The 17,078-nt window shown below is 66.2% G+C and carries 15 protein-coding genes; 5 read left to right on the top strand and 10 right to left on the bottom strand.

Translation table 11 applies throughout. From position 1 onward, the window contains the following. The first annotated feature begins 54 nt into the window (after positions 1–54). Both WMN78_RS13425 and hrpA read left to right on the top strand, forming a co-directional pair. Positions 55–222: a hypothetical protein gene (locus WMN78_RS13425; RefSeq protein WP_340534210.1), complete on the top strand. Its 168-nt coding sequence runs from the start codon at positions 55–57 to the stop codon at positions 220–222. A gap of 110 nt (positions 223–332) precedes the next feature. Continuing rightward, complete coding sequence (hrpA, locus tag WMN78_RS13420; RefSeq protein WP_340534209.1) at positions 333–4,319, top strand: ATP-dependent RNA helicase HrpA; 3,987 nt, start codon at positions 333–335, stop codon at positions 4,317–4,319. 18 nt (positions 4,320–4,337) lie between these two features. Here the strand turns inward: hrpA and WMN78_RS13415 are convergent, their stop codons facing one another. The 3 genes from WMN78_RS13415 to WMN78_RS13405 form a co-directional block, all read right to left on the bottom strand. Continuing rightward, a complete protein-coding gene (locus WMN78_RS13415; RefSeq protein WP_340534208.1) occupies positions 4,338–4,766 on the bottom strand; it encodes an HIT family protein in 429 nt (142 codons plus the stop codon). Then, positions 4,763–5,974: an NAD(P)-dependent alcohol dehydrogenase gene (locus WMN78_RS13410; protein WP_340534207.1), complete on the bottom strand. Its 1,212-nt coding sequence runs from the start codon at positions 5,972–5,974 to the stop codon at positions 4,763–4,765. The genes WMN78_RS13415 and WMN78_RS13410 overlap by 4 nt, the downstream gene beginning before the upstream one ends. A 63-nt stretch (positions 5,975–6,037) precedes the next feature. After that, positions 6,038–6,874 carry a sulfurtransferase gene (locus WMN78_RS13405; RefSeq protein WP_340534206.1) on the bottom strand — a complete coding sequence of 279 codons (837 nt, stop codon included), beginning with the start codon at positions 6,872–6,874 and terminating at the stop codon, positions 6,038–6,040. Positions 6,875–6,999: 125 nt separating this feature from the next. On the opposite strand from WMN78_RS13405, the gene WMN78_RS13400 reads away from it, so the two are divergent. After that, positions 7,000–8,079, top strand: a complete 1,080-nt coding sequence (locus tag WMN78_RS13400) for a PLP-dependent cysteine synthase family protein (protein WP_340534290.1) — start codon at positions 7,000–7,002, stop codon at positions 8,077–8,079. On the opposite strand, the gene WMN78_RS13395 is transcribed toward WMN78_RS13400, so the two are convergent. Further along, positions 8,076–8,732, bottom strand: a complete 657-nt coding sequence (locus WMN78_RS13395; RefSeq protein WP_340534205.1) for an MBL fold metallo-hydrolase — start codon at positions 8,730–8,732, stop codon at positions 8,076–8,078. The genes WMN78_RS13400 and WMN78_RS13395 overlap by 4 nt on opposite strands. A gap of 132 nt (positions 8,733–8,864) precedes the next feature. Here WMN78_RS13395 and WMN78_RS13390 point away from each other — a divergent pair, with 132 nt between their 5' ends. Then, complete coding sequence (locus WMN78_RS13390) at positions 8,865–9,329, top strand: Fur family transcriptional regulator (protein ID WP_340534289.1); 465 nt, start codon at positions 8,865–8,867, stop codon at positions 9,327–9,329. Here the strand turns inward: WMN78_RS13390 and WMN78_RS13385 are convergent. From WMN78_RS13385 to WMN78_RS13360, 6 genes are all read right to left on the bottom strand, one after another. Further along, positions 9,326–10,207, bottom strand: a complete 882-nt coding sequence (locus WMN78_RS13385) for a metal ABC transporter permease (protein ID WP_340534204.1) — start codon at positions 10,205–10,207, stop codon at positions 9,326–9,328. The genes WMN78_RS13390 and WMN78_RS13385 overlap by 4 nt on opposite strands. Then, positions 10,208–11,023 carry a metal ABC transporter ATP-binding protein gene (locus tag WMN78_RS13380; RefSeq protein ID WP_340534203.1) on the bottom strand — a complete coding sequence of 272 codons (816 nt, stop codon included), beginning with the start codon at positions 11,021–11,023 and terminating at the stop codon, positions 10,208–10,210. A 58-nt stretch (positions 11,024–11,081) separates the two neighbouring features. Next, entirely contained in the window at positions 11,082–12,044 is a 963-nt protein-coding gene (locus WMN78_RS13375) for a metal ABC transporter solute-binding protein, Zn/Mn family (protein ID WP_340534202.1), read from the bottom strand. Between the two features lie 111 nt (positions 12,045–12,155). Then, positions 12,156–13,226 carry a hemolysin family protein gene (locus tag WMN78_RS13370; protein WP_340534201.1) on the bottom strand — a complete coding sequence of 357 codons (1,071 nt, stop codon included), beginning with the start codon at positions 13,224–13,226 and terminating at the stop codon, positions 12,156–12,158. Continuing rightward, positions 13,223–14,560 carry a hemolysin family protein gene (locus WMN78_RS13365; RefSeq protein ID WP_340534200.1) on the bottom strand — a complete coding sequence of 446 codons (1,338 nt, stop codon included), beginning with the start codon at positions 14,558–14,560 and terminating at the stop codon, positions 13,223–13,225. The genes WMN78_RS13370 and WMN78_RS13365 overlap by 4 nt, the downstream gene beginning before the upstream one ends. A 371-nt stretch (positions 14,561–14,931) precedes the next feature. Beyond that, positions 14,932–16,407 (bottom strand): GuaB1 family IMP dehydrogenase-related protein, encoded by a 1,476-nt coding sequence (locus WMN78_RS13360; protein ID WP_340534199.1) that lies wholly within the window; start codon positions 16,405–16,407, stop codon positions 14,932–14,934. A gap of 310 nt (positions 16,408–16,717) precedes the next feature. On the opposite strand from WMN78_RS13360, the gene WMN78_RS13355 reads away from it, so the two are divergent. Further along, positions 16,718–17,078: 2-oxoglutarate dehydrogenase E1 subunit family protein (locus WMN78_RS13355; RefSeq protein WP_340534198.1), on the top strand; the 361-nt coding region annotated here is incomplete at its 3' end.

The raw sequence follows: 17,078 nt of genomic DNA, 5'->3' as shown, positions 1-17,078 counted from the left end.
TTTTGGGCATTTCTGCCACTGTTTTGTCACCCGGCGAGGGAGAAACATAGAGGCATGGAAACCATCGGAGTTGTACTCATCGTCCTGTTGATCGTCATCCTGTCGGCCACGGTCGCCGCACTCCTCAAGGACGGACGGGGCCACACGCCTCCCGAACGCTCGGAGCGCGAATGGTCCGCGCTGGACCTGCCCAGCATCAGCTACACCCTGCGGAACTACTGAGCAAACACCAAAGGACCCGGCTCAACGCATGAGCCGGGTCCTTTCTTCGAAGGGCACGCAGCAGCCGGGAACGCAGCGGGCGGGCCCGCCGCAGTAGACTGTCTCCAGCCATGACTTTTCATATTTCCTACCCCGCCGAGCTGCCGGTCTCCGAGCGCCGCGAGGACCTGATGGCCGCCATCGCGGCCAATCAGGTGACCATCATTGCCGGTGAGACCGGTTCGGGCAAAACCACCCAGATTCCCAAGATGTGCCTGGAACTGGGACTGGGCGACAACGGACTGATCGGCCACACCCAGCCGCGCCGGCTTGCTGCCCGGACCGTGGCCGAGCGCATCGCGGAGGAACTCGGCGTCGAGATCGGCCAGGAAGTGGGCTTCCAGGTCCGCTTCACGGGCGAGGTCAGCCGGTCCACCAAGGTCAAGCTCATGACCGACGGCATCCTGCTGGCGGAGATCCAGCGCGACAAGCTGCTGCGCAAGTACAACGCCATCATCATCGACGAGGCCCACGAGCGCAGCCTCAACATCGACTTCATCCTGGGATACCTCAAGCGGATCCTGCCGCAGCGCCCCGACCTGAAGATCATCATCACTTCCGCCACCATCGATCCCGAACGGTTCGCCAAGCACTTCGGCACCGAGGAAGAGCCCTCCCCCATCATCGAGGTGTCCGGGCGGACGTTCCCGGTGGAAATCCGGTACCGGCCGCTGTCCCAGCCGGCGGGCGGGGCCAGCGCCGCAGGTGATAATGCAGACGATGATGAAGCCGTGGCGGCCTCCGACGACGAACTCGAGGAGGACCGCGACCCGCTCGACGCCGTCTGCGACGCCGTCGACGAACTGGCCCTCGAGGCACCGGGCGACATCCTCATCTTTTTCTCCGGCGAGCGCGAAATCCGCGACGCCGCCGAGGCGCTTAATGCGCGGATCCAGTCCAACCGGCGGCTGGCCGGCACCGAAGTGCTCCCGCTCTTCGCCCGGCTGAGCCTGCAGGAACAGCACAAGGTGTTCCATCCCGGCAGCAAACGGCGGATCGTACTGGCAACGAACGTCGCCGAAACGTCGCTGACCGTTCCCGGCATCAAGTACGTCGTGGACACGGGCACCGCACGCATTTCGCGGTACTCGCACCGGACCAAAGTGCAGCGCCTGCCGATCGAGCGCGTGTCCCAGGCCTCGGCGAACCAGCGCTCCGGACGGTGCGGCCGCGTGTCCGACGGCATCGCCATCCGGCTGTATTCGGAAGAGGACTACGAGTCCAGGCCGCAGTTCACCGATCCCGAGATCCTGCGCACCAACCTGGCGGCCGTCATCCTGCAGATGACGGCCATGGGTGTGGCCCGCGGGCCCAAGGACGTGGAGAACTTCCCGTTCGTGGAGCCGCCGGATTCACGCGCCATCAACGACGGCGTCACCCTCCTGCGCGAGCTCGGCGCCCTCAGCACCCCGCATGCAACCACCGCCGGCGCTCCTGCCGGCAGGAACGGCGGCGGGCTGACCGCCGTCGGACAGAAGCTTGCCCAGCTGCCGGTGGATCCTCGGCTCGGCCGGATGATCGTGGAAGCCGGGAACCGCGGCTGCGTCCGCGAGGTCATGATCCTGGCGGCTGCGCTGACTATCCAGGACCCGCGCGAGCGCCCAACGGACAAGCAGCAGCTCGCCGCGGAAAAGCATGCCCGCTTCCGGGACGAGAACTCGGATTTCACCGGCTTCCTGAACCTGTGGAACTACCTCCAGGAAAAACAGCAGGAACTCTCGGGTACGCAGTTCCGGCGCCTGTGCCGGACCGAGTTCATCAACTACCTCCGGGTCCGCGAATGGCAGGACCTCTTCGCCCAGCTCCGCCAGCTGGCCCGGCCGCTGGGCATCAGCCTGGACAACAAGCGCCTCGCCGACCCCGTGGGCAAGCACGACGGCATCCACATCAGCCTGCTCTCCGGATTGCTGAGCCACATCGGCATCCTCGACGAGCGCAAGCGTGAATACGCGGGCGCCCGCGGCAGCCGCTTTGCGATCTTCCCCGGCTCGGCCCTTTTCAAGAAGTCCCCCACCTTCGTGATGGCCGCGGAACTTGTGGAGACCAGCCGGCTCTGGGCCCGCGTGGCCGCGAAGTTCGATCCGCTCTGGGCCGAGCAGGTGGCTCCGGACCTGGTCAAGCGCAGCTACAGCGAACCGCACTGGTCCAAGAAGATGGGCTCGGTGATGGCCCACGAGAAGGTCACCCTGTACGGGGTGCCCATCATTCCCGGCCGCCGGATCAACTACGGCAAGGTGGAACCCGAGCTGTGCCGCGAACTGTTCATCAGGCACGCGCTCGTCGAGGGCGACTGGCAGACACACCACAAGTTCTTCCACCGCAACCGTGCACTGCTCCACGAGGTCGAGGAGCTCGAGGCCCGGATGCGTCGCCGGGACATCCTGGTGGACGACGAGACGCTCTTCGAGTTCTACGACGCCCGCATCGGCAAGGACGTGGTGTCCGAGCGGCACTTCGACAAGTGGTGGAAGGAAGCGCGCCAGCAGGACCCCGCGCTGCTCGACTTCGACCAGTCCCTGCTGATCAGCGAGGACGCCGCGGCCCTGGACGAATCGGCGTACCCCAAGACGCTGCTGCACAAGGGCTTCGAGCTGCCGCTGAGCTACGAGTTCCACCCGGTCGCGCCCGGCTCGCCGCCGAATCCGTCCGACGGCGTCACCGCCGAGGTCCCGGTGCTCTTCCTGAACCAGCTCGACGACGCCGCCTTCCGCTGGCTCATTCCGGGCCAGCGGGTGGAGCTGGTGACGGCCCTGATCAAGTCGCTGCCCAAGCAGATCCGCAAGAACTTCGTGCCGGCCCCGGACGTTGCACGGCAGGCCGTCGCAGCCCTCGAGGCGGACTTCGATCCGGCCGCCGACGACCTCGAATCCTCGCTGGAACTGGTCCTCCGCCGGATCCGCGGGCAGGTCATTCCCCCGGGATCATGGAACTGGGATGCGGTTCCTCCGCACCTCCGGGTGAGTTTCCGCGTTGTTGATTCCAAGGGCAAGACTTTGGATGAGGGCAAGGATCTGGCTGCACTGCAGGAACGGCTTGCCCCGGCCACCCGGCGGGCAATCGCCGAGTCCCTGGGCGCCACCCCGGTGACGACTGCCCCCAAGGGCCAGAAGGGCGGGCAGCCCGCCACTGCGCCCGGGAAGGCGGGCGCTGCCGGCCCTTCCCAGGATGGTGGCGCCACACCCGGGTTCGCGGAGAAGACGGGACTGACGGACTGGACCGTCGGCACCGTGCAGCGCCAGGTCCAGGGCATGGTGAAAGGACATACCGTCACCGGCTACCCCGCCCTGGTCGATGAAGGAACCTCCGTCGCCCTTCGACTGTTCCAGACACGCTCAGAGCAGGAACAGGCCATGCGCGGCGGCGTCATCCGCCTGCTGGCATTGAAGGTGCCCGCGCCGGACCGCTACGTCCTGGAACACTTGAACAACACCGAGAAGCTCACGTTCAGCCAGAACCCGCACGGCTCGGTGTCGGCCCTGATCGCGGACTGCGCGCTGGCCGCGATCGACAAGCTCACGCCGGCCGAACTGCCGTGGGACGAGACATCCTTCAAAGCCCTGTACGAGCAGGTCCGGGCCGAACTGATCGACACGGTGTTCACGGTCACCGCCGTCGTGGAACGCATTCTGGCCAGCACCCGCCGGATCGAAAAGCAGCTCAAGGGCACCACCAGCCTGGCCCTGATCAGCGCCCTGAACGATGTGAAGAGCCAGCTCGAACAACTCGTCTTCCCGGGTTTTGTAGCACGCACGGGCTACGCCCAGCTCAGCCAGTTGCCGCGCTACCTGGCCGCGATCGAGAAGCGGCTCGAGAAGCTTCCCGGCAACGTCCAGCGGGATGCCCTGCATATGGCCGCGGTCCAGGCCCTGGAGGACGATTACGACGATGCCGTCTCGGCCCTGCTGCCCGGCCGCCGCGCGGGAGCTGAGTTAACGCAGGTGCGCTGGATGCTCGAAGAGCTCCGGGTGAGCTTCTTCGCCGTTGAGCTCGGGACAGCCTATTCGGTCTCCGAGAAGCGGATCAGGGCGGTGCTTAACAAGGCTTTGGCCCCGGCGTAGCGCCGGGGCGGGAACCACTCAGGCGGCGGGAACGTGGTCGCCGTGCCCGGCCCGGCGGAGCCCTTCGCGGAGTTTTTCGGCGTTGGCGTCCAGCCGTGCGGGATCCGGGTGGTGGTCCACTGAACCGAAGTCGTAGTCGGCCATGGAGTTGGACGGCCACACGTGAACGTGGAGGTGGTTGACTTCGTAGCCGGCCACGATGAGCCCGGCCCGGGCGGCGTCAAAAACGTCGACCTGGACCGCGCCGATCTTCTGGGCGACCTCCATCACCCGGGCGAGCAGCGCGGGCGGGGCGTCGGTCCAGCGGTCCACTTCTTCAGTGGGAACCACCAGCGCGTGGCCGTCGGCAAGCGGGCCCATGGTCAGGAACGCCACCACGTCCTCGTCGCGCCAGACGAACCGTCCGGGGATCTCGCCGTTGATGATCTTGGTGAAAACGGTGCTCATGCGTCTGCCTTTTCCGATGGGGTCCCGAGGGTACTGGTGTCCAGGACAAAACGATACTTGACGTCACCGGCGACCATGCGGTCATAGGCCTCGTTCAGCTGCCCGGCGGCCACCACCTCGATGTCGGAGACCACGCCGTGTTCGGCGCAGAAGTCCAGCATGTCCTGGGTTTCGGCGATTCCGCCGATCAGGGATCCGGCGTAGGCGATCCGGCGCCGGATCAGTGCCCCCGGGTTGACCGGCGGCATTCCGGCTGAGGGCAGGCCCAGCTGGAAGAGTGCCCCGTCACGGCGGAGGGTCCGGAAGTACGGGTTGAGGTCGTGCGGTGCCGCCACGGTGTCGATGATGACGTCGATGCTCCGGCTGGCAGCTGCCATGGCGGCTTCGTCGCGCGAGAGGATGACGCCGTCGGCGCCGAGTTCCCGTGCCGCGGCGACCTTGGATTCCGAGGTGGTGAACACCTTCACCTCGGCCCCCATGGCTTTGGCGAGCTTCACGGCCATGTGGCCCAGTCCGCCGAGGCCCACCACGCCCACAACGTCCCCGGCTTCGACGCCGAAGTGCCGCAGCGGTGAATACGTGGTGATGCCGGCGCAGAGGAGCGGCGCGGCGGCTGCGGGATCGAGGTTTTCGGGTACCCGCAGCACGTAGCGGCGGTCCACTACCACGGACGTGGCGTAGCCGCCCTGGGTGACGGCGTCACCGTTGCGGGCGTCCACGGCTCCGTACGTGCCGGTCATGCCGTTTTCGCAGTACTGCTCCAGGCCGTCCAGGCAGCTGTCGCACTCGCGGCAGGAGTCCACGATGCAGCCCACGCCCACGAGGTCACCCGGGGCGAAGTCGTCGACGGCGGCACCGACGCGGCTGACGCGGCCCACGATTTCGTGGCCGGGCACCAGCGGATATGTCGGTGCGCCCCACTCGCCGCGCGTTGCGTGCACGTCCGAATGGCAGAGGCCGCAGAACTCAATGGCGATCTCGACGTCGTCGTCCTTGGGGGCACGGCGGGCGACGGTCAGCGGAACCAGGCCGCTGTCTGCGGCTGTGGCCCCGTAAGCTGCGGCGAGCCGCGGCGCAGTCGAGGGTGCAGGCTGCGCTGTGCCTTGCTGCGTTGGGCCTTGCTGCGCTGTGCCTTGTTGCGTTGGGCCTTGCGGCGTGCCGGGGAGCGGCTTGGCGAGGGGCGGCGGTACGGGGCGTCCGGGAGTCATGCTCCGACGCTACCCCCGCCGGCATCCGGTGATCCAATCGGCGCTGTTCCCGTCGGAGCAGGGCTACGGGGCCGCTCCCGTGGCCACCTCGTTGGCGGGGTCATTGGACCACTGGGAAAAAGAACCGGGATACAGTGCGGCCGGAAAACCGGCAATTTCGAGGGCAGCGATTTCGTGCGCCGCTGTGACGCCCGAGCCGCAGTAGACGGCCGTGGGCACGTCCGGCCGCACGCCCAGGGCGATGAAGCGTTCCCGCAGTTCCTCCGGCGGCAGGAACCGCCCGTCGGCTCCGATGTTCCCGACCGTGGGTGCGCTGACGGCGCCCGGAATGTGTCCTGCCCGCGGATCCACCGGTTCGATCTCGCCGCGGTAGCGTTCCCCTGCCCTGGCGTCCAGCAGGACCCCGCGCTCCGCCCACTGCGCAGCCTGGGCTGCGTCAATGACGGGCATCGCGCCGTCCGTCAGCGTGACGTCGCCAAGTGACGCCTGCTCGAGCCCGCCTTCCATGGCGTATCCGGCCGCACGCCAGGCGGACAGGCCGCCGTCGAGCAGGAAGACGGTGGAAAAACCGGCGTTGCGCAGCATCCACCACAGCCTGGCGGCGGCGGTGCCGCCGGTGTCGTCATAGGCAACCACGACGTCGTTGTCCCGGATTCCCCAGCACCGCGCCGATTCCTGGAACTGCTCCAATGGCGGCAAGGGATGCCTGCCCGCGTCCGGATCCGCGGGGCCGGCCAGGCGCGTGGGCAGATCCACGTAAACAGCGCCGGGTATATGCGCCTCAAGGTAGTGCTCGCGGCCGCGGGGATCGCCCAGCGCCCAGCGCACATCCAGCAGAACGGTGCGCTTGCCGGAGGTCATCCGGTGATTCAGCGCGGACACGTCCATCAGGGGGTTCATCAAATCTCCTTTGGTTCGGATGACGGCCGACAGCCCCGCGCAGGAACACGGACGGACAGCCGGTTCCAACTGTAGCGCCGGCGGCTTCGTGTCCCGGGTAGGCTGAATCGGTGAACAGAGTGGGTATGCGTGCGGGCAGCCAGGACCGCGCCTGGGCAGATGAAGCCGTCCGAAGGATCAACGCCGAAAACAACAGGTCCGCGGACACGCACCTCTACTCCGTCCCGATCCCGGAGCACTGGGGCGTCCAGCTGTACCTGAAGGACGAATCCACGCACCGCTCCGGCAGCCTGAAACACCGGCTGGCGCGATCGCTGTTCCTGTTCGGCCTGGTCAACGGCTGGATACGGGAAGATACCACCATCGTGGAGGCGTCCAGCGGAAGCACAGCCGTCTCCGAGGCCTACTTCGCCCAGCTCCTCGGCCTGCCGTTCATCGCCGTGATGACCCGCACAACAAGCCCGGAGAAGATCGCCCTGATCGAGCAGTTCGGCGGGTCCTGCCTGCTGGTGGACCACGCGTCGGAGGTGTACTCCGCCGCAGAGGAAGTCGCGCGGACCACGCGGGGGCACTACATGGACCAGTTCACCTACGCCGAGCGGGCCACGGACTGGCGCGGGAACAACAACATCGCCGAGTCCATCTTCCAGCAGCTGGCCCTCGAAGAGCACCCGGTCCCCCGGTGGATTGTGGTGGGCGCGGGCACCGGCGGCACCAGCGCCACCATCGGCAGGTACCTGCGCTACCACCGCCATGACACGCAGCTCGCCGTCGTGGATCCGGAGAACTCCGCTTTCTACCCCGGCTGGAGGGACGGTGTGGCCGGCTTCAGCACCGGGATGCCGTCACGCATCGAAGGCATCGGCCGGCCGCGGATGGAGCCCAGCTTCGTCCCCGCCGTTATCGACCACATGATCCAGGTGCCCGATGCGGCGTCGGTGGCCGCCATGCGGCACCTTCGCAGCCTGGCCGGGTTGCACGCCGGCCCGTCCACCGGAACCAACCTCTGGGGTGTGTGGCAGCTGATCGCCGGAATGGTCGCGGAGGGCCAGCGGGGCAGCGTGGTATCGCTGATGTGCGACGCCGGGGACCGTTACGCCGGCAGCTATTACGACGAGCAGTGGCTGCGGGCCCGCGGGCTGGATCCGAGTCCGCATGAGGCCGCCATCCGGGATTTCTTCGAAACCGGCACCCGGCCGGCCTAGACGTCCACCGAATCTCCGCTGGAGAGGTGTGCGTACTCCGTGCCGTACTTGGCTCCCAGCCGCTTCACGTGGCCTTCGATGAGGCCAAGTCCGGTTTCGTTGAGCAGGGCGTCGTGGATGGGGAACGCCTTGGGTGCGCGGACACCGATGACGAAGTCCACCACCTCGCCCACTTTGTTCCAGGGCGCGTGCACCGGGACCAGGAGCGTCCGGACCCCGATGCCGTCGGGAATCACAAACGAATCACCGGGGTGGTACACGTTGGAGTCAATCAGGTACCCGATGTTGGCCACGACGGGGATCTGCGGGTGGATCAGCGCGTGCTGACCCCCGAAAGCCTGGACCTCGAACCCGGCGGCCGTGAACGCCGAGCCCGGCTCGACCTCCCGGACCCGGGAGCCGGCAAACGGCGCCTCGGAACGCAGTGTTGCCGCCACTCCGGCCGGGGCAAAGACCAGGAGAGATTCATTGCCCCGCAACGCTGACACCACAGCCGGTACATCAATGTGGTCGCCGTGTTCGTGGGTCACCAGCACCGCCCCTGCTGCGTTGAGGGCCTGTCCGGTTTCGGAGAAAGTGCCGGGATCTATCACCAGCGCCTGGCCGTCTTTCTCGAGGCGGACACAGGCGTGGGTGTATTTCGTCAGCTTCATGGGGCCAGCCTAGGGCGGGCTGCGCGGCAGTGTCCACGAGTCGGTGCACGAGTCGGTTCACGAACCCGTCTCCCAACTCCCGGCTGGTAATCTTGGACATTGCCAACACCCCTCAGGGAAGCGAGTCAATCCATGGCCCACGGCGCCAAAGCCGACGACACAAAGCTATCCGCACCGGCTTCCGCCGGCGGCAGGGAGCAACGTGTCACCAAGCAGCGACTGGCGGTGAGCGCTGCCTTGGACGATCTGGACGACTTCGTCAGCACGCAGGAGCTTTACCGGATGTTGCAGAACCAGGGCACCTCCGTGTCACTGGCCACTGCCTACCGGATCCTGCAGTCGCTCGCCGACGACGGGCTGGTGGATGTCCTGCGCAACGGCGAGGGCGAGGCCGTCTACCGGAGGTGCGCCGTCACCGGCCATCACCACCACCTCCTGTGCCGCAATTGCGGCAAGGCCGTGGAAGTGGAAGCTCCCGCCGTCGAGACCTGGGCTGCGCGGACTGCGGCAGAACAGGGCTACACGGAAGTGGCGCACACCGTGGAGATCTACGGCCTGTGCCCGGACTGCACCGCGCGCAAGGCGGCAGCAGGCTAGGAAGCGGCGGCCGGGAGGACGCGCCCGTTGAGGCCCCGCCCGGCGCGTATCCCGCCGACGATCCGGCACACAACGTAGATCAGGAATGACAACGTGGTCACGTAGGGGCTGATCGGGATCCGACCGCCCAGGGCAAGCATGATGCCGCCTACTGTCGCGGTCACGGCAAAGGCCACGCTGAGAATCACTACAAGCCGCGGCGAAGAGGTCACGCGAAGTGCCGCGGCGGCCGGGGTAATCAGCAGTGCCAGCACCAGGAGCGCGCCCACCACCTGGATGGACAGCGCCACGCTGATTCCCAGCAGCACCATGAACCCGATGCCCAGCGTCCGCACCGGCACGCCCCGCGCTTCCGCCACTTCCGGATCCACGCTGGCAAATGTGAGCGGACGCCAGATGGCCACCAGCGCAATCATCACCACCAGGGCGGCTGTGGCCAGCACCTGCAGCTGAACTGTATCCACGGAGACGATCTGGCCCGTCAGGAGGCCGAACTTGTTGGAGGCCCGCCCTTCGTAAAGGGACAGGAAAAGGATGCCCAGGCCGAGCCCGAACGGCATGATCACGCCAATGATGGAGTTCTTGTCCCGGGCACGGACCCCCATCACTCCCAGGAGCAGCGCCGCGAGCACCGAACCGATGAGGGATCCGAAAACGATGTCCGCTCCGATCAGCAGGGCAAAAGCAGCGCCCGCGAAGGAAAGCTCGGAGATTCCGTGGACCGCGAACGCGAGGTCCCGTTTCATGACGAAGGTACCCATGAGCCCGCCGAGAAGGCCGAGCAGCGCCCCCGCCCAGATGGAATTCTGGACCAGGGCCAGGAGCTCACCGTAGTTGTCGAAATTGAAGATGGCACCCAGGATGCTGTCGAAGTCCACTTAGCCCAGCTCCCCTGCCACTGAATGCGCGTCCTCGTGGTGGTGCGTGGCGCCCTCCGGCAGCCCCACCACGATCAGCCGCCCGTTGGCACGGATCACTTCGACCCGGCTCCCGTATAGCCCGGAAAGTACCTCGGTGGTCATCACATCGGCGGGCCGGCCCACCCGGAACCGTCCGCCCGCAAGGTAGAGGACGCGGTCCACATAATCGATGATCGGATTAATCTCGTGCGTGACGAAGACAACAGCGCTGTCCTGGGTGCGGCATTGCTCGTTGATCAGTGCGCTGACGGCCTGCTGGTGCTGAAGGTCCAGGGACAGCAGGGGTTCGTCGCACAGCAGGACCTGCGGATCGGAGGCCAGTGACTGGGCGACCCTCAGCCTCTGCTGTTCACCGCCGGAGAGCTGGCCCACAGGAACGTTGGCGTAATCGGAGGCGCCCACGAGGTCCAGCAGCTCATCGATCCTGCGGTTGGCCTTGCCACCGCCCAGCCGCAGACCCCAGCGGTGGCCGTCGACGCCGAGTCCCACCAGATCCCGGGCACGCAGCGGGGTGTCAGCCCCGAAGGATTTCTGCTGCGGAATGTAGCCGATCAGGTTACTGCCCCGCTCCACCGGGTGGTCCCCCAGCGTCGCCGTCCCGGAATGGAGTTCCTGCAGTCCCAGCAGAACTTTCAGGAATGTGGTCTTGCCGCTGCCGTTCGGGCCCAGGACAGCAAAGAACTCGCCGGGGTTGATATCGAGGTCCAGGTCCTCCCACAGTGTCCGCTGGCCGAACTTCAGGGTGGCCCCGCGGAGGCTCACTACCGGTTTCAACGTTCTTTATCCTCGATTCATACGGGGCGAAGCGCCCCAACCATCTTAGGACCGCCGGCTACTTTTCCAAGGCCTGCCTGATGCTGTCCACGTTGCCGCCCATCCACTCTGCGTAGGTTTTTCCTTCAGGAAGGGTTTCACTGAAGTCCAGCACCGGAACGCCGCCGGCCTCGGCTGCTTTCCTGAGGGCCAGAGTCTGAGGACCCTCCGTTTGCGTGTTGTACGCCAGGAACTTGATGTCCTTCGAACCGGCCAGTTCCGTGGCTTCCTTGAGGACGGCGGGCGGCACATCCGAGTCCTCCTCGATAGCCGCCGTGTAATCCGCAGGAGTCTTGTTCACCAGGCCGGCGGCCTCGAGCAGGTACAGCGGCACCGGTTCGGTAACGGCGACGGGCGCCTTGGCCGCCGTAGCGGCAAGCCCGGCAACCTGGCCGTTCAGCCCGGCAATCTCCTCCTTGAACGAGTCGGCATTGGCTTGGAAAGTTGCTGCGGACGCCGGCTCCAGCGCGGCGAGCTTGGCCTCGACAGCATCGGCAAGTTTGATCATGGCGTCCAGGCTGTACCAGACGTGCTCGTTGAATTCGCCGTCGTGGGAGTGGCCGTGCTCATCGGCCTCGGCCGTGGATGCGGCGGCCGGCTCCTCTTCGGGGGCCAGCCCGGAAACTTCGACGGCGCTGATGATGTTGTCGTGGCCCACGTTGCTGTCGTCTGCCAGCTTGTGCAGGAAGTCGTCGTAGCCGCCGCCGTTTGCAACTACCAGCCGGGCCTTGGAAACGGCCAGTTTGTCCTGGGTGGTGGCCTCGTAGGAATGCGGGTCCTGGCTGGCCTTGGTGATGAGTGCTTTGACGTTCACTTTGTCGCCGCCTATTTCCCGGACGATGTCACCGTAGACGTTCGTGGAGGTGACCACCTCGATGGTGCCGGTCCCGGCCTGCTGGCCTCCCGCCGTCGTGCTGCAGGCAGACAGCAGCAGGCTGAGGCCGGCAAGGGCGGTGACGGGGAAGACAGCGGAACGGCGCACGGAAGGACCTCGGATCTGGATATGGGGACGCGCTTGATGAGAATCAGGAGCATTAGCAACAAGAAGAGTGTAGCCCTAAATGGGAATGATTCCTATTTAGGGCTACAGCGCCTATTCGCCGTCCGGCTGGCCGAGCCTGCGGATGCCCTTCGCCTGGGTGGCGTCCCGGATCTCGCCCACGAGCTGCTCGATGACGTCTTCCAGGAACAGCACTCCCCTGGTGTGGCCGTCGGGCCCGATGACACGCGCCAGGTGCGATCCCGTGCGCTGCATGACGGACATGGCCTTTTCAATCTCGTCATCCATGGACAGGTTTGCCAGCGACCTGACCCGGCTCTCGGCAATCGGGTGCTCGTACCCGGCTTCCGGGATGGACAGCACGTCCTTAATGTGGAGGTAGCCGGAGAGCATGCCGTCCTCGTCCATCATCGGGAACCGGGAGAACCCGGTCCGGCTGACAGCTTTTTCGAACTCCACCGGAGTGGTGGGCGTCTTCATCATGACCAGTTTGTTGAGCGGCACCATGATGTTGGAAGCCGTGTACTCGGAGAATTCCAGCGCACCGGTGATCAGGCCGGCGTCGTCATCCACCAGCCCGTGCCGGGTGGATTCCTGCACGATCGACTGGACCTCCTCCAGGGTGAACGAGGAGTTGACCTCGTCCTTGGGCTCGATCCGCAGCAGGCGCAGGATGTGGTTTGCGGACCAGTTGAGGGCAACGATCACCGGGTTCACGAGCCGCGCAATGAACATCAGCGGCGGCGCCAGCAACAGGGCCGCCTTGTCCGCGACAGACACCGAAATGTTCTTGGGCACCATCTCGCCGAAGGTCACGTGCAGGAAGGTCACCACCAGGAGCGCCACAGTAAACGCCACGATGTCGGCGAGTTCCATCGGCATGCCGACAGCTTCCAGCGGTACGGCCATCAGGTGGTGGATGGCCGGTTCGGCCACCTGCAGGATCAGCAGGGAGCAGACCGTGATGCCCAACTGGGCGCACGCCAGCATGAGGGACACGTTTTCCATGGCCCGCAGCGTGGTTTGCGCCCGCATGGACCCTGCCTCCGCCAGCGGCTCGATCTGGCTGCGCCGGGCGGACATCACCGCGAACTCCGCCGCCACGAAGAAGGCATTGCCGATTAGGAGGATGACCAGCCAGAGGATTCCTACCCAGTCGCTCATGCCGTGCCTCCCTGGCCGGCCACGTGCTCTTCGCCCCGGACGGGAGACGGCTTGAAGCAGATCCGGTCGATCCGGCGCCCGTCCATGCGGGTCACGCTCAACGTGCCCCCGCCGACGTCCACTTTGTCTCCCACGGCGGCGATCCGGCCGAGCTGGCTCATGACGTAGCCGCCTACTGTCTCGTATGCGGACTCATCAGGCACCGTGAGTCCGGGAATCTGCTCGGACAGCTCGTCCGGGCGCAGGAGGCCGGGGAAGTACCAGTCCCCCGAGGCGCTCTGGAGAAGTCCGGGCCGCACCTTGTCGTGTTCGTCCGCGACTTCCCCGACGATTTCCTCCACGAGGTCCTCCAGGGTGGCAATGCCTGCCGTGCCGCCGTATTCGTCCAAAACAACGGCCAGCTGCAAGTTCCCTTCGCGCAGTTCAGCCAGCAGGGCATCCAGGTGGATGGTTTCGGGGACCCTGAGGACATCCGTCATGATGGCGCCCGCCTCGAGATTGGGCCGCCGGTCCGAGGGGACGGCGATAGCCTTCTTCACATGGACCAGGCCGCGGATATCGTCGGCGGACTCGCCGATCACCGGGAAGCGTGAATATCCGGTCCGCCGGGCGGCCTCGACGATGTCGGAGACCGGCTGCTCGGCATTGATGGTCTCCACCCGGATCCTGGGAGTCATCACGTCGGCGGCCGTCCGCCCGGAGAACTTGAGCGTGCGGGCGATGAAGTTGGCCGTGCCGGGGTCCAGTGTTCCCATAGCGGCGGAGCGCCGGACCAGGGATGCCAGTTCGGCCGGGGTCCGCGCACCCGAGATCTCTTCCTTGGCTTCGAGCCCAAAGACGTTCAGCACCTTGTTGGAGAAGCCGTTCAGCACGATGATGGCCGGCTTGAAAATGGCGGTGAAAACCAGCTGAGGGCGGGCCACTGCCTTGCCGATCGGCAAGGACAGCGCAATGGCCATGTTTTTGGGGACCAGCTCGCCGATCAGCATGGACAGCAAGGTGGCGATGGTCATCGCCATCACCAGGGAAACCGACGCCGCTGCCGCTTCCGGAACACCGGCGGCGGTCAGCGGCCCTTCCAGCAGCTTGCCCACGGACGGCTCCATGACGTAACCGGTCAGCAGGGTGGTCAGGGTGATGCCGAGCTGGCAGCTGGACAGCTGGGTGGACAGCGATTTGAGGCACTTGAGCAGGGGGACGGCCGCGGCGTCGCCGCTGTCGACGGCCCGCTGGACCGTGGCCTGGTCGAGGGCGACAAGGGAAAATTCAACGGCGACGAAAAAGCCCGTGCCAAGGATGAGCAGAATGCCTGCTCCAAGCAATAACCATTCCATCAGCGTCCGGCCTCCGGCCGTCCGGGGAAGGGAATCCTTGACCCGCGGGCTATGGGCGCTGCGGAAGCATCCGCTCGTAAGTCCGGTAGACAGAAAGGGGTGTTGCCTGGAAAACCGCCCGGCGGAGGATGGTCGGCCGGTGCCGACCCTGTTTCCTGGAAGGCTGCGGCGTGAACTGCTGCAGAGTGATGGGCGCGTGAACGGGGTTTGCCGGCTCTGTGGGTGGACTGCGGGGAGCTGGTGTTCGTGCTCCGCTGACAGCCCCCAGGCCGGCACCTAGATTTACTGTCCATAAGAATGTCAGTCTACAGGAGCGGCTGCAGCGTCCAGGAGCGGCCCGGAGCTGCCGAACGGCCTTCTGCGGGCGTCCGTCACCAGCTCTGCGGCACGGGCCGGCCTTCCTCATAGCCGGCCGCTGACTGGATTCCGGCCACGGCACGCTCGCGGAATTCAGCCAGGTCCGCCGCACCGGCATAGCTCATCGAACTGCGGAGACCCGCCGTGATCATGTCCACCAGATCCTCGACGCCCGGCCGCGCGGGGTCAAGATACATCCGTGATGTGGAGATGCCCTCTTCGAAGAGCGCCTTGCGGTCTTTTTCAAACGCGCCCTCGCGCTGGTTCCGGTTTTGCACGGCCCTGGCCGAGGCCATGCCGAAGCTCTCCTTATAAAGGCGGCCGTTGGCGTCCGCCTGCAGGTCCCCCGGGCTTTCGTGCGTCCCGGCGAACCAGGAGCCGATCATGACCTGGCTGGCCCCTGCCGCCAGTGCCAGGGCCACGTCCCGCGGATACCGCACGCCGCCGTCAGCCCAGATCCGTCCTCCGGCGGCACGAGCCGCAGCGGCACACTCCAGCACGGCGGAGAGTTGCGGGCGGCCCACTGCGGTCATCATGCGCGTGGTGCACATGGCCCCCGGACCGACGCCCACCTTGACGATGTTCGCCCCGGCCTGGATCAGTTCCCGGGTGGCATCCGCCGTCACGACGTTGCCGGCCACGAGGGGAACGTCGTGATCCAGGCTCCGGACCGCCGCCAGTGCGTCGAACATCTTCTGCTGATGCCCGTGGGCGGTGTCGATGACCAGGACATCGACGCCGGCAGCCAGCAGTTCCGCTGCCCGGCCCGCGACATCGCCGTTAATTCCGACGGCGGCAGCCACCTTGAGCTTCCCCGCCGCATCGAGCAGGGGCCGGTAGATAGTGGATCGAAGGGCGCCTCTGCGGGTCAGGACCCCCGCCAGGGAGCCGCCGACGTGTACGGGGGCGAAATCCGTACCTGCAGCGTCCATGGCCTCGAAGGCCTTCCGCAGCGAAGCGTCGCGGGTGCCGGAGTCTGCGCCGGCCGCAGGCCCTGCGCCGAACGCTGACGCGTCGAGTACAAGGGCCTGCCGCATGACCGACGCGAGAGACGCAAAACGGTCCTGCCCCTCACAGTCCGCCGCCCGGACGACACCGACCACCTTGCCGGCGTCGTCCACTACCGCAACCGCCCCGTGCGGCCGTTTGCCCATCAGGTGAAGGGCGTCGATGACGGTTTCCGAGGCCAGCAGGCTTACCGGGGTTTCAAGAACGGTATGGCGCGACTTGATCCAGGCGGTGACATCCCGGAGCACGTCAAGCGGAACGTCCTGCGGCAGGACCGCCAGCCCGCCGCGGCGGGCCATGGTCTCGGCCATGCGCTTTCCGGTCACTGCCGTCATGTTGGCCACCACCAGCGGGATGGACGCCCCAGTGCCGTCGTCTGCGGAGAGGTCAACGTCCAGCCGCGACGTAACATCCGAACGCGAGGGCACCAGGAAGGCGTCCGAGTAGGTCAGGTCGGTGGACGGTTCACTCAGAAAACGCACGGCTGCTCCTCGTCGAAAATGGGGTACTCAATGCGAGTCTAGGCGAGAGCGCAGCCCCCGGGCGGGAGTGCGCCCGGACAGCGCCCAGGGCCCGTCTGAGGTCGGCTCCGGGGGCGCCTCCGAGGGCCGATTCACGCAATAGTTTCGCCGCTACATGATTTGGGTCACCCTTATTGGCAGTTAACCGAGAATCGTCACTAGACTGGCAAAGGTCTGGGTTCACAGGACGCAGAGAACTGGTTCGATTGTTGTGCTGAGGCACCGAAGGCGACCAGAGGGAAATCAAACTCATGGAAGAGGCGTATTTCAAGTGCCAGAGCAGCCTAGCCACCGTCTACCAGAGGAATTTGGCGGAAACGAGTGGCTCGTTGACGAACTGTACGAGCGTTACCAGCAGGACAAGAACACGGTAGATGCCAAGTGGTGGCCCCTGTTCGAATCCTTCGACGCCGGTGACAGCTCGTCTTCCAACGGGACCTCGGGTGCAGCGGCGCCCGCTGACCCCGCAACCCGCGAACTTCCAGTTGTAGCTCCCGCTCCGGCCGCACCGGCATCGTCGCCGGCAGCGCCTGCCAAACCTGCAGCGGCCGCTCCTGCCCAGCCCGCTCCCGCCCAGCCGCAGGCAGCGCCGGCTGCAGCTCCGGCGAAGAAAGCACCTGCCACTGTTGCCC

It is taken from the genome of Arthrobacter oryzae, assembly GCF_037911235.1.
Lineage (GTDB): Bacteria > Actinomycetota > Actinomycetes > Actinomycetales > Micrococcaceae > Arthrobacter > Arthrobacter oryzae_E.
This window is presented reverse-complemented; position numbering and strand designations above follow the sequence as displayed.

What these genes read in the sequence shown, in the direction of transcription:
- WMN78_RS13425 (WP_340534210.1), top strand. Translation starts at nt 55, where the DNA reads ATGGAAACCATCGGAGTTGTACTCATCGTCCTGTTGATCGTCATCCTG.
- hrpA (WP_340534209.1), top strand. Translation starts at nt 333, where the DNA reads ATGACTTTTCATATTTCCTACCCCGCCGAGCTGCCGGTCTCCGAGCGC.
- WMN78_RS13415 (WP_340534208.1), bottom strand. Translation starts at nt 4,766, where the DNA reads ATGAGCACCGTTTTCACCAAGATCATCAACGGCGAGATCCCCGGACGG.
- WMN78_RS13410 (WP_340534207.1), bottom strand. Translation starts at nt 5,974, where the DNA reads ATGACTCCCGGACGCCCCGTACCGCCGCCCCTCGCCAAGCCGCTCCCC.
- WMN78_RS13405 (WP_340534206.1), bottom strand. Translation starts at nt 6,874, where the DNA reads ATGAACCCCCTGATGGACGTGTCCGCGCTGAATCACCGGATGACCTCC.
- WMN78_RS13400 (WP_340534290.1), top strand. Translation starts at nt 7,000, where the DNA reads ATGCGTGCGGGCAGCCAGGACCGCGCCTGGGCAGATGAAGCCGTCCGA.
- WMN78_RS13395 (WP_340534205.1), bottom strand. Translation starts at nt 8,732, where the DNA reads ATGAAGCTGACGAAATACACCCACGCCTGTGTCCGCCTCGAGAAAGAC.
- WMN78_RS13390 (WP_340534289.1), top strand. Translation starts at nt 8,865, where the DNA reads ATGGCCCACGGCGCCAAAGCCGACGACACAAAGCTATCCGCACCGGCT.
- WMN78_RS13370 (WP_340534201.1), bottom strand. Translation starts at nt 13,226, where the DNA reads ATGAGCGACTGGGTAGGAATCCTCTGGCTGGTCATCCTCCTAATCGGC.
- WMN78_RS13365 (WP_340534200.1), bottom strand. Translation starts at nt 14,560, where the DNA reads ATGGAATGGTTATTGCTTGGAGCAGGCATTCTGCTCATCCTTGGCACG.